The sequence below is a fragment of the Robinsoniella sp. genome (genome assembly GCF_034124845.1).
The window spans coordinates 3,855-17,196 of sequence record NZ_JAWYAJ010000573.1; the positions used below are offsets into that span (position 1 = coordinate 3,855).

General features: G+C 43.0%; 9 protein-coding genes. 7 read left to right on the forward strand and 2 right to left on the reverse strand.

Annotation, left to right across the window (positions count from 1 at the left end):
• Positions 1-1,090 (reverse strand): nitrite/sulfite reductase (locus tag ACH2DQ_RS28420; RefSeq protein ID WP_395028750.1); only part of this gene is annotated, 1,090 nt, incomplete at its 3' end.
• A gap of 207 nt (positions 1,091-1,297) precedes the next feature.
• On the opposite strand from ACH2DQ_RS28420, the gene tdh reads away from it, so the two are divergent.
• Both tdh and ACH2DQ_RS28430 read left to right on the forward strand, forming a co-directional pair.
• Entirely contained in the window at positions 1,298-2,350 is a 1,053-nt protein-coding gene (tdh, locus tag ACH2DQ_RS28425) for an L-threonine 3-dehydrogenase (RefSeq protein ID WP_394911160.1), read from the forward strand.
• Between the two features lies 1 nt (position 2,351).
• Entirely contained in the window at positions 2,352-3,533 is a 1,182-nt protein-coding gene (locus tag ACH2DQ_RS28430; protein ID WP_394911114.1) for a glycine C-acetyltransferase, read from the forward strand.
• A gap of 148 nt (positions 3,534-3,681) precedes the next feature.
• Here the strand turns inward: ACH2DQ_RS28430 and ACH2DQ_RS28435 are convergent, their stop codons facing one another.
• Positions 3,682-5,775 (reverse strand): alpha-amylase family protein, encoded by a 2,094-nt coding sequence (locus ACH2DQ_RS28435; protein WP_394911115.1) that lies wholly within the window; start codon positions 5,773-5,775, stop codon positions 3,682-3,684.
• 489 nt (positions 5,776-6,264) lie between these two features.
• Here ACH2DQ_RS28435 and ACH2DQ_RS28440 point away from each other — a divergent pair, with 489 nt between their 5' ends.
• From ACH2DQ_RS28440 to ACH2DQ_RS28460, 5 genes are all read left to right on the forward strand, one after another.
• Entirely contained in the window at positions 6,265-7,692 is a 1,428-nt protein-coding gene (locus ACH2DQ_RS28440; protein WP_394911116.1) for an ABC transporter substrate-binding protein, read from the forward strand.
• A 125-nt stretch (positions 7,693-7,817) separates the two neighbouring features.
• Positions 7,818-8,801, forward strand: a complete 984-nt coding sequence (locus tag ACH2DQ_RS28445; protein WP_394911117.1) for a carbohydrate ABC transporter permease — start codon at positions 7,818-7,820, stop codon at positions 8,799-8,801.
• Positions 8,801-9,643, forward strand: coding sequence for a carbohydrate ABC transporter permease (locus ACH2DQ_RS28450; RefSeq protein WP_394911118.1), 843 nt, complete (start codon positions 8,801-8,803; stop codon positions 9,641-9,643). Before ACH2DQ_RS28445 ends, ACH2DQ_RS28450 begins: the two co-directional genes overlap by 1 nt.
• A gap of 16 nt (positions 9,644-9,659) precedes the next feature.
• Positions 9,660-12,362, forward strand: coding sequence for a glycosyl hydrolase (locus ACH2DQ_RS28455; protein ID WP_394911119.1), 2,703 nt, complete (start codon positions 9,660-9,662; stop codon positions 12,360-12,362).
• Between the two features lie 210 nt (positions 12,363-12,572).
• Complete coding sequence (locus tag ACH2DQ_RS28460; RefSeq protein WP_394911120.1) at positions 12,573-13,316, forward strand: FadR/GntR family transcriptional regulator; 744 nt, start codon at positions 12,573-12,575, stop codon at positions 13,314-13,316.
• Positions 13,317-13,342: the final 26 nt, after the last annotated feature.

The window sequence follows — 13,342 nt, forward strand, 5'->3', positions numbered from 1 at the left end:
ATTGTATGAATGTTTGGGCATTGGATTTATCCAGATTGCGCACATATAATTCTTCATTCATGCTCAGCCGAAGTTCGGCATCCGGGCATTTTTCCAAAAGGCTGTCCAATTCCAGCAGATCATTTTTTTCCAGCTGCCCGCAGAGTGGATGAAGAATCACGGTGTAGCGTCCCGCCTGTTTTTGGGGAATACAGATATTAGACGGAGAAATTTCCGGTGTCCAGGAAATTTCTTTAGATAATTCTGCTTTCAGCTCATCAAATTTTACTTTTTCTTTTATTTCTGCCAGATATTCCTTGTAGGTTTTCAGGAAATTTTCCACACCCATTCGTCTTGGAATAAAGCGGATACGGGCTTTGGATTTATTCTGGTAATCGCCCTCAGCTTTAAACAACTGTGTGATTGCTTCGATGTGATACATCACATCTTCCGGCGGAACCAGTTCATCGTATGGTATTCCCACTGCCGGGCCGCCGCCCAGACCGCCTGCCAGCCAGACGCGGAACATGGGTTTTTTATTGTCTTCCACTGCCATAAAACCAATATCGGTTAAAGTTTCACAGGCGGTATCGTCGGTACCGGATGAGAAAGCTGCTTTTAATTTACGGGGGAGCTGGTAGTGGGGGGCATTTATGGTAAAATAGCTTCCTGTCTGCAATGCATAAGGCGTCACATCAAAGGCTTCATCCTTCTGCACGCCTGCTAGAGGGGAAAGGGCCACATTACGAGGAAAATTTCCGCCGCCGCCTCTGGTAAAAAGGCCGTGGTTAATGGCATCTTCCATTATATCGCATACGTCATCCAGGGATAGGTCATGGAGCTGAATGGCCTGTCTGGTTGTAAGATGTATTTTGTCAAGTTTATATTGATCTGCATAATGCAGTATAAGTTTAAAATGTTCATGGCTGATTACTCCGGATGGGGTTCTGAGCCTGATCATAAATTTACCATTTTCTTTTTGGGCATAGCAGCCCATTCCGCCTGACTTTCCTTTGAATTCCATCCGTGTTATTTCACCATTTAAAAATGCATGGCCATCAGCACGGAATGCGGGGATTTCATCTTTGAGCACTTGTTTATAGGTTTCCATTTATACTACCTCCAATTTTATATCTGTTAAAAATATATTATATCCCATTAGATAGGGAATAAAAAGTTTTATTTTAATTTTTCAAAAATGCTATTGATTTTTTGAACAGAATATGCTATTTTGTATTTGAGAGAAAGACATAAAATGGAAATATGTGCGTGATAGAAAGACAAATATCTTCTTAGGAGGGAACGTATGCAGAAAGAAATGTATGCACTTGTAAAAGAAACCAGGGGGCCGGGGCTTGTTTTGAAGAAAGTTGGGGTACCGTCAGTGGGCAGAGCAGATGTAAAGATTAAAATCCATTATACATCCATCTGCGGAACGGATCTGCACATTTACAACTGGGATAAATGGTCCCAGGAGACGATTATACCGCCACTGACCATCGGACACGAGTTTGTGGGCGAGGTGGCAGAGCTGGGGGATGAAGTGACCGGGTTTAAGCTTGGGGATATTGTGTCGGGAGAAGGGCACATAGTCTGCGGATCCTGCCGGCACTGCAAAGCAGGCAGATGGCATTTATGCAAACAGACACAGGGAGTGGGAGTGAATCGTTCCGGTGCTTTTGCACAGTATCTGGTTATTCCTGCAACAAATGTAGTGAAATGTGAGAAAGGTATCCGGGAAGAACTGTGCTCCTCATTTGATCCCCTGGGCAATGCAGTCCACACTGCGCTTACCTTTAATCTGGTAGGTGAGGATGTACTGATTACGGGAGCAGGTCCGATCGGCATTATGGCAGCTGCAGTGTGCAGACATGTAGGTGCAAAACATGTGGTAATTACCGACATAAATGATTACCGGCTGAACCTGGTGAAAGAAATATGTGATGAATATGTCTATCCGGTTAATGTGGCGAAAGAGGATATCAAGGAAGTGATGAAACACCTGGGTATCTGTGAAGGTTTTGATATTGGACTGGAGATGTCCGGGAATGGCTCTGCATTTAACATGATGCTGGATAACCTGTATAATGGCGGCAGAGTTGCAATGCTTGGAATCCAGAGTGATAAGACACTGATTGACTGGAACAAGGTAGTATTCAAATGTCTGGATATCAAAGGTGTCTATGGTAGAGAGATGTTTGAGACCTGGTACAAAATGATGTCCATGCTGCAAAGCGGGCTGAAGCTGGATAAAATTTTAACCCACAAATTCAAGTTCCGGGATTTTGAAAAAGGATTTGAAATCATGAACAGCGGAAATTGCGGAAAAGTTGTTTTAGATTGGACAGATGCAGAAACGGAGGAAATGTGAGATGAAAGCAGCATATCAGATTTTTCAGGATACATTACAGGAAATAAAAAATGATGGTACATACAAAAGTGAAAGAGTGATCGTAACACCTCAAAAAGGACATATTGATACAGACAAGGTGAAGAACGTTATAAATATGTGCTCCAATAATTATCTGGGTCTGGCGGATAATAGTGAAATAATCCAAGCTGCAAAAAGCAGTTACGACAGTTGGGGCTACGGGTTATCTTCCGTGCGGTTTATCTGCGGCACACAGAGAATACACAAGGATCTGGAGAAGTCCATTGCTGAATTTCTCCATATGGATGATACCATATTATACTCATCCTGTTTTGATGCAAATGGAGGATTATTTGAAACGTTATTGACGGATCAGGATGCGATAATCAGTGACAGCTTAAATCATGCCAGCATTATTGACGGCGTTCGTTTGTGTAAAGCTAAGAAATTCCGTTATAACAATAATGACATGGCTGATTTGGAACGCTGCCTGCAGGAAGCACAGGGAATGCGGATTAAGTTAATTGCAACCGATGGCGTATTTTCGATGGATGGTATTATTGCAGATTTAAAATCTATCTGTGATCTTGCTGATAAATACGATGCTTTGGTTATGGTAGATGACAGTCATGCGGTAGGATTTATGGGAGACACCGGTGCCGGAACACCGGAATACTGTGGAGTTACTGACAGGGTAGATATCATAACAGGAACACTTGGCAAAGCGTTGGGCGGTGCCAGTGGCGGATACACCAGTGCAAAGCAGGAAATTATTGATTTACTGCGCCAAAAAAGCAGACCGTATCTGTTCTCCAATACGCTTGCTCCGTCAATTACCTGTGGGGCAATCAAGACATTTGAACTGTTAAAAGAAAAAGGGGAGCACAGAGAAAAGCTGCATAAAAATACGGCATATTTTCGGGAAGAAATGAAGAAAATGGGCTTTGATATCGTAGAAAGCACTCATCCTATTGTAGCCGTCATGTTCTATGATGCAGTTATAGCGGCACGGGCAGCAGAGCGTATGCTGGAACTTGGCGTATATGTAGTAGGTTTTTCCTATCCGGTAGTCCCAAAAGGGAAAGCCAGAATCCGCACCCAGGTATCAGCAGCGCATAGCAAGGAAGATCTTGATTTTGTTTTGAAATGTTTTAAACAGGTGAAAGAAGAGATGGGAATTTAAAAATTAAATAGGTGAATTAACACACAGACAGAAGTAAAAAACAGATGGCACTGCCGATTATACGACAGCGTCATCTGTTTTTTATTATTTCGTTCATACATCCTACCGCAGATGGAATAAATATGGGCGGCATACCTTCCGTTTTTTATTATTTCTTTTCACACCAGATAATCTGCTGCAGAGTAAGGGGCGGCAGTGCCGCACAGGTTCCGTTTTCTGACAAATCCAGACGCTGCTGTGATGGATACACCAGTTTAGCACTAGCCACGGGAATTTGAAACAGGATCTCACCTGCCGGAATGGGTGGTGTGTCTCCGTGGAAGCGCTTGGGCAGCATGGAAATCTGGTGTATGATATACGCTGTTTCCGTTTCAAAAAATGCTGTCCGGATCATATCAGGCGTATCTGTCCTGTGGCGCAGAGGCGGCTGTATGCCGGATTTTACCAGAAGATCGGCAAATAGATCATTTGTGTAATTATATTTTTCCGTACCAGCCATCGTAAAAAAGTCAAATGCCAGATAAAATACATAGCCCTTCTTAAAATGCCGGTGAAGGAGTGCCGGAAAATTTGTTTTTTCGCCGGGTGGAGGACTCCACCAGTTTACCCAGTGATCAAAATTGCATGCCACACAGGGAAGGTTAAAATACAGCATTGCCGAAACAGTGGGATCGGCACCTGTGCCGCTACTTATTGCAAGTGGTTCTGTTTCCATAAAGTATTCGCTTACCGGAGGGGTGGTGCAGGAAAGAAGCCCGGTGAAGGATTGGGATAAAACAGGGCGCAGGTAAGCAGCCCAGCGGTTAGAAGCAAATTTCCCATTAATTTTTGCAGGACCGCAGCCCAGCAGCCTGTGTAAAGTCGACTGCTCCCGCAGTGTGGAATCGGCATTCCATAACCCTGTCTGGCCCGAGGAGATCAGGCAGCCGCCGGTAGCCACGTAATCCTCCAGCATGAATACCATCTCCGGCTGTATGACGTAGACTTCCGGCAGCAGCAGCATATCATATTGAGCCAGAAGGGATTTTGTGAGACTTCCCTCCGGAAGAATGTTATAGGGAATTTTTGCATATTCACACAGCTGCATGGCACCAAGTATGGCATTTAAGTGAGGATTGTGTCGCTTCATGCGTAAAATGGCATCTGGACTGAGTTGCTGCATGTTGATTGATTTTGAACGGTCGCTTTGCAGTATGCCAATGGATTTAACCGGTGTACGGCCGGTTAAATAGGGCTCCATTTCTTCCAGCGCGGTGAAAACGGTGCCAAGCCGGTTTGCCTCTTCCATGTCCAAAGTACCGTCGGCATGCTGGGAGCCGCTGTACATGCCAACCCGGCATCCCTGGGCTGCAATGGAGCTTAAGTCACACATATATTGGGAAACCGTATCGTAGTTATATACCTGAGAGGCTTCTCCGGGAACCAGGATGGGATACTGTCCGACGGCAGTATCTCTGGCATAGGCTGACGAAAACCAGTTGTCCTTTAAAAGGGGTTCGGAAAACTGATAATCTAGCAGATCTCTTACGGATTTCGGATAGTGGCAGGAAAAATTAACCGTAATTGCCAACCCGGGATCCACCGCTTTCAGACGCTGCTTCACATCCAGCAAAAACTCTCTGGAATTTTCGTCCAGGAATTCAACGATATCTGACATATGCTGGCGGATGTCTTCCTGATCAGCCGGCAGGGCATAGCCATATGCAGCGTAAAATTTATCCCTGCATTTATCACAATAACAGAGCGAAGCGCCAAAAATATCCATAAATAAAGCATCCGGGCTATAATTCCGTACAATTTCCTCCATCTGGGACAGACAGTATTCCCGGTAATCGGTCTGGTAACAGCATAAACTCCATCTTGCAAACTCGTCTTCCCGGATCAGTGGAGTTCCATCCGGTTTTCTTGCCCGCCATTGGGGAAAACGCCTTGCAGCGCCTTCGTCATATTCAATGCAGTAATAGGCAATAAATTCTATGTCTTTTTTCTTTAAAACCGTGCTGACCTCCTGTATCCAGTCAGTCTTTACTCCCTGATGCTTCTGTGCGCCCTCTACATTACTGTCATAATAAGTAACACCCCAGTGGTCTTTGCAGTAAACCATAAGGGAGTCAATATGCGCGGTATCAAAAAAACGCTCATATTCTTTAATATTCAGTTGGTCTAAAGTAACAACAGGTGGTTGGGGGGAATGATGATCAATCAGATAACAGCGCTTGCTGTTCTTGTATTTGCTGCTCATATTCGGTATCTCCTTTCAGGATGAAATGCCCGCAGGCAAAATAGTACCGGCATCCCAGTATCCAGATTAGAGAACGTGCAAAGAAGAGTGTGATATTGCCAGTATATAGAAGATAAGGTGGAAAGTCAATAAGATAAATTTATTGTACTTTTATCCGTAAAAATAACTTAAATTGTATGCTGAAAAGTACACAAATGAATAAATTGAATTAATAAAAAACAAATGTGTATCTACAAAGTTGTCAGATTTAAAAATAATAAAGGTGAATTGAAAGATAAAAAAGTAAAAATATGTAAAATTACATTGACAAAATACCTGTAGAATAATATAATATGCATATCAACTGGTCAGACCAGTCAAACCAATTAGAGTGAACGGCAAAAATAAAGGAAGGAGGGTTATTTGTTTTAAAGAAGATGTGTGAAGGCAGTGAAAATTGTGTTTTGGGGACATGATTTTTATAAAAAGTAAAAGGAGAAGGTAAGAATTATGAAAAAGAGAATTATAGCGGTTTTGTTAGCGGCAACTATGGTTATGGGTATGATCTCCGGATGTGGCGGATCGAATCAGAAAACAGGTGGTACAGCTGCCGATAAGGCTGCAGAGGCGGAAAAGACAGAGGGGTCCGGGGATAGTAAGGCTGCAGAGGGCACGCAAAAGTCTGATGTATCTTTGCGGTTTATTGATGTAAACCCCAGTCCTCAGCGGCAGGCATATTATGAAGGTGTTTTTGAAAAATTCAAAGGCGAAACCGGAATTACCGTGGCTTATGAGAGTGTTCCATGGGATGATGCGGCAAATAAACTGACGGTACTTGGCACATCAGGACAGCTCCCGGATGTTATGACTACCCATCCGCTGTGGCTGGGACAGTTTACGGAATCCAACTGGGTACTTCCCATTGATGATTATGCAGAGGAACATAAGGATGAATTTGTTGATATTATCAGTAAAAGCAACTGGGTAAATGAAAAAGAAAACTATGGCCACATTTATACAATTCCCGATGGATTTATGGTAAAAGGTATTTTCTACCGTAAGGACTGGGTAGAGGAAATTGGATATGAGATTCCTACAGGGGACGACTGGACTTACGATGCATACTTTGATCTGATCAAGGCTCTGACCAATAAGGAACAGAAGAGATATGGAAATTCTTTCCGGGGTGCAAGAGGGGCATTCGATCCATTGTTAGCATATTTACAGACATTTACCGGAGGTTATGTATATGATGAAGAAGGAAACTGCCTGTTAAATAAACCGGAATGTGTAGAGGCATTCGAAAAATGGTGTGCCATATACAAAGATGGCTATGTACCGGAAGATTCCATTAACTGGGGATTTGTAGAAATGGTGGATAACTTTACCGGAGGGTTAACCGGTACGATTTCCAATGACTCTGAAGTAGCCGTAGCATGTGAAATCAATATGAAACCAGAACAGTGGGGTGTACTGCCAATGCCGGTATCTACAGTTGATCATAAGCTGTTGAATACCTCCAGCAGTCCTTATTCCTATACGATTTCCGCACAGTCTGAACATCCCGAGGAAGCGCTGCTGTTAATGGACTACCTTGTAAAACCGGAAAATAATATTGAGTATTGTAAGATGGGCGGCCTGATTCCTATCAAAAAAGAAGCTTCCAAAGATCCGACTTACGGAGAAGACGGACCATATGCGGCATTTTTAAACCAGTTAAACGATCCCGATTTCATGGTACCTCCAATGTACGGACCATTTAACTATACCGATTTACATCAGGATACATTCCACGCAGAAATGCAGAAATATTTGTTGGGCAAACAGTCTGCAGAAGATGTGTTAAACAACATATCCAATGAGTTAACAAAGAGAATGAAGGATTATCTGGCTGCAAATGAAGGATCTACCATAGAGAGCCCAAGAACATTACAGTAGAGCCTTGGGGCGTACAGATAGCGGGTGCTATATAGTGGCGTATTTGCGCCGGGCGGCCCTGGGCGGAGGGGACGGTTAAGCCGTCCCCTTTGTGAATCAAATGGATTGAATGGAAGGGAGATAAGATGGGAGTATTAATAGCATTTCTCATTATAGTTGTAGTTGTATGTGCCGCAATTTTCTGGCGGATGCATATGAAGTCAGGGCAAAGAGTCGTCATTGGAAACAGGACCAGGACCAAACTGGAGCCATACCTGTTCATTTTGCCGGTATTTCTCCTGCTTCTGGTTATGTTCGGGTATCCCCTGATTAACAGTTTTGTTATGGCGTTTCAGGATTATAAGCTGACCGGATCCGGAAAAGCTGCTTTTAATGGTATAGAAAATTTTAAGAAGCTCTTTGATGATGCCGATACGTTTATGATCGTGAAGAATACCTTGATCTACGTAGTAATCTCCGTGGCGGGGCAGTTTCTGTTAGGAATGATTCTGGCAATGGCTTTGAAAAAACAGTTTCGGGGAAGAGGATTATATCAGTCAATTGTATTTCTTCCATGGGCATTTTCAGGATTCGTAATTGGATTAATGTTCCGCTGGTCTTTTAACGGTGAATACGGTGTGGTGAATGATATTCTGCTGAACCTTGGAATTATTAAGGAATCCATTGCCTGGCTTGGGACACCCGGAGTATCCCTGGCGGTTATTATCATGGCTATGATCTGGATGGGAATTCCATTTTTTGCAATTATGATTTTAGCAGCATTGCAGTCCATACCGGCTGACGTTTATGAGGCGGCTGATGTAGATGGATGCGGAGCAATAAGGAAATACTTCCAGATCACACTGCCGTACATAAAACCAACCATTATTACCACAATCCTGCTTCGAACCATCTGGATCTTTAATTCCTTTGATCTGGTTGTGATCATTACCAATGGTGGACCTGCCAATACATCCCAGACCCTGCCAGCATATATGTATTCCAAAGCATTTGGAACCTATGACTTTGGTTTTGCAGCAGCAATCGGGGTATTGCTTATGGTTGTACTGGGCGTCTTTGCAGTTATTTTTCTGCGCGCTACAAATTACAATAAGGCAGGTGATTTTTAATGAAGAGAACAGGAAAAAGAAAAGCATTAGGCGTTGGAAGATTTTTAATTTTAGCATTTTTCCTAGCACTTGTGGTACTTCCCATTTATTGGATGACGATCACGTCCTTTAAGACTAATGGCGAAATTATTGACATGCATAATATCACTTATTTTCCACACACCTTTACCACTGATAATTATACCGGATTATTCGAAATGTTCGACTATGGATCGCTATTGCAGAATAGCGTAATTGTTTCTACTTCATCTGCCTTAGTGGTAACCATGCTGTCAATATTAGGCGGGTATTCTCTGGCAAGATATAAATTTAAAGGAAAAGGCGTGATGGTGCTGTTTTTTCTGGTTACACAGATGATCCCCGGCATACTGGTAATCATCCCCCTTTACTTAATCTTTTCTAAGATTGGGTTGATCAATACCCATGTGGGATTATTTATCTACTATGTAATTGTAAACGTGCCTTTTTGTGTAGTGACGATGCGAAGCTTTTTCGAAAGAATACCGGTGACGCTGGAAGAAGCAGCCAGGGTTGATGGCTGTACAAAGATGAAATCTCTGGTTAAAATTGTACTTCCCATCATGTTTCCGGGTATCGTTTCCGTTTTCGTTTTTGCATTTATCGGTGCTTGGAATGAATTAATTGCAGGAACTATTTTCATCAGTACTCCGGATATGTGGACGATCCCGGTGGGATTAAAGTCTCTGATCGGTAAATACAGCGTGCAGTGGGGAGCTTTGATGGCAGGAGGTGTAATGGCACTTCTGCCTACAGCAATAATGTTTGCCGGCATGCAGAAGTTTATCGTGGAAGGAATGACGGCAGGAGCGGTGAAAGAATAATTTAAGGGAGGCTATTATGGGGTTAAAAAAAAGAGCAGACGTGGTACATCAGATATTGCATCCCAGAGAAGATACGAGAGGCTGTACCAGATGGTGGTGGTACGGATGTGCAGTGAAAAAGGATGAATTGATCCGGGAACTGGATTTTATGAAAGAAGCCCAGATGGGCGGTGTAGAACTTCAGATACTCTATCCGGTTGCAGCGGATGATAAAGAAAACGGCGTAAAAAATAATTTTTATTTATCACCCGGATTTCTTGAAATGATACGTTTTGCTTGTGAGGAAGCCAATAAAAGAAATATGAAATTTGACCTTACCCTTGGCTCATCCTGGCCCTTTGGCGGACCTTTTGTACCGGTAGAGTTGAGCGGTCCAACCGTGATTCCGTATACCATTGATGTAAAAGGGCCTTGTGAATTTACCTATGATTTTACCACCAGGCTGTATGGGGAAGCGGCAGCCTGTATTATGGGGCGCATGGAAGACAGCCGGATGGTGCCGGAGACCATTGTGGATATCACCGATAAAGTGACGGATAAGCCTCTGTTTGAGTGGCCATGGGGAAAGCAGCTGGAAAAAGTATATGTGCCGGAAGGAAATTATAAAATCGTTGTGCTTGTATCCAGTGATAAACGTCAAACCGTATTAAAGCCTCTTCCGGGAGGAGACGGACTGATTATTGATCACAACCGGAAAGATTCCGCCAGACTGTTTTTTGAACATGGAGGAGATCCCATTGTAAATGCGGTAGGCAGAGGGAAGATTCAGTCCTTTTTCTGTGACTCTATCGAAGTGTTCGGACACAACTGGACGGATATTATCTACGGGGAATTCCGAAAAAGAAGAGGCTATGAGCTGCGCCCGCTGGTATATGCACTTTGGGGAGAGGTACAGGGAATGACCGATCTGGTCCGGTATGATTTTCAAAAGACCATGGCAGAATTAACGGTTGAGAACTTTTTTCGGGAGATGACACAATGGTGTCACGAAAAAGGATCTCTTTCCAGAATCCAGGCACACGGTACCTGGGGTGATATCTTGCAGGCATATGGTGCTGCCGATATACCGGAGGGGGAAACTTTTTCTGCTTTTGACCGGTACGAAGTCAATACAGTTCACCGAAAGCTGGCATCTTCGGCAGGACATGTATATGGAAAAGAAATTATATCCAACGAATCGTTTACCTGGCTTCGGTTTCCCAGATTTGTAGTTACTCTTGAAAATATCAAAGCGGCTGCGGACAGCATTTTTTTAGACGGTATGAACCAGATTGTAAACCACGGATATTCATACAGCCCGGAAAATGAAAAGGAACTGGGGTGGCCTTTTTATGCCTCATCCCAAATCAACCATACGAATACCTGGTGGAAATATTACAAACCTCTGAGTGTATACATAAACCGGGTATGTGATTTTCTGCGCAGGGGGAAAACGAAAGTGAAATTGGCGGTATATCTGCCACAGTCTGATATCTGGGCAGAAAATCCATTATCGGATATCCATATGTGCATGAAACTGGAGGAGCGTATGACCACCAGAACCGTAGACAGAATTCACAAAGAAGGATTCTGGTTCGACTATATAAATGACGATGTGGCAGAGCGCTGGAGAGAATACGATTACGAGGCCCTGGTGCTTCTGGAGTGTGAGCGGATCCCCCTGCAGACAGCTTATAAGCTGCAGGAATTTGCACAGAGCGGTAAAAAAATCATCTGCAAAGGTTCAGCGCCAACAAGATCCTGCGGATTACTTTCGTATTCGGAAAACACGCAGAAGATACAGCACATAATGAACGAAATGCAGGAAGCCGGGCAGCTCATTATTACGGAGAAAAGTGATGACGGATTAATCATTGAGTTGAACCATCATTTCATCCCTGATGTAAAGATCTATAATAATAAGGAAGAAATCGGATATGTGCATCAGCAAGATGGTGGTACAGATATTTATTTTCTATCCAATATCAGCCTGGAGGATAAAAAAGAAAAGATCAGATTTTCAGCACAGAAGAATAACTTTTATGTATTTGACCCTATGGACGGACAGGAAAAAAACATTGAAAGCAGACAGCAGGATGGGGATGATACGGTGGTAGAGCTGAAAATGGAAGCTTACCAGTCATTGATCTTTGTATTTTCTGATGAAATGGAAGAGAAGATGACGTTTAGCAAGGATGATAAAAAAGAATGGCAGCTGGATCTGTCAAAAGACTGGAAATTTTCTGTAGACAGCCTTAGTTTCCAAAAAGACTATCAAAAACTTGACAGCTGGGAAAAGGAAGAAAGCCTGCGCTTCTATTCCGGGGAGGGTATCTACCGAAAAGAAATGAATATAGGGAAAGAAGAATGGAAGCAGATGCAGAAAATTGGTGTGGCAGAGCTGTACTTTGAGCATATCGGTGAAGCAGCAGGTATTTTTGTAAACGGGCTGGAAGCGGGAGTGATTATAAAACATCCCTATCGAATTGATATTTTGGAATACCTGAAAGAGGGAATTAATGCTCTGGAAGTAAGAGTTTCAAATCTTTTGATCAACAGAGCATTAGATCTGCAATATCCGGAAAGGGATTATCCGGAGCCGGTAATTGATGAATGGCCCTATTCTACTGCAGCATTAAATCACTGCCGCAGGGAGCGGGTCTATAATTGGAGAGAACGGGAAATGATCACAAAACCTCTGCCTTCCGGAATTTGGGGAGATATCGGATTATATTGGTAAATACCTGCAGTCTGCAGGTGGTTTTGGTTGAATAGCGATGGCAGTTCTTATATAATGAATCTAAGAAAAGTCAAAGACCCCGCTGCAGGCAACGGGGCATTTGACCTCGCGGCAGTCGCTAAATGGACGCGCCAGCGTGTCCGTTTGGCTCGTTGCCCGCGGGAATAAAGTTATGATTGTCATAATAAGATTAGTAAAGGAGTATGGAGTGTGGCTAAATTAAAGACAAATATCGCACAATTAGGTTCGACGAGATTGTTATATGCAAGAATTGCCGACAGCATATGTGAATACATAACAGAAAATAAAATCGGTATAGGTCAGAAACTTCCAAGTGAGCGGGAATTGGCGATGATGTGGGGAGTGAGCCGCTCATCGGTACGGGAAGCAATCCGCGAACTGGAAAATCAGGGACTGTTAAGTGTGGAGGCCGGAAGAGGTTCCTTTGTGATTGGTGAAGTCTCAGACAAATCCATGATGTTTAAAATCCAGAAACGAAATTTCTTTGAACAGTTTGAGATCAAAACTGTTCTGGAAGAGTATATGTTAAAAAAAATTACCCCGGTGATATCAGAAGATGTGCTGTATCAATTGGAACACATTGCAAAACAGATGATGACCATGTGTGATAATGGGATTTTTCCACAGGAACTGGACAACCTGTTTCACAAAATTCTGTTAGAATCATACGGAAACAAGGAAATGATCAATTTGGTGGAAAACATGATTCATGTATTTGGTGAATATAACGATGTGTATTTTCATCTATGTGAGGGTGTGGTAAATGAAACAAACCAGACTATATTAGATACGATACCCTACCATCTGGATATGGTTCTGATGATGCGTGCCAGAAATGTAAAAGAAGTAATTAAAATCTATCGAAAAATTATTGAGTTGGATATACAGCTGTACAGTATGGTGAATCCGACTGACCAGAAGGAGACGTTATGATGGATGACCTGTTAAGCATGACCCAC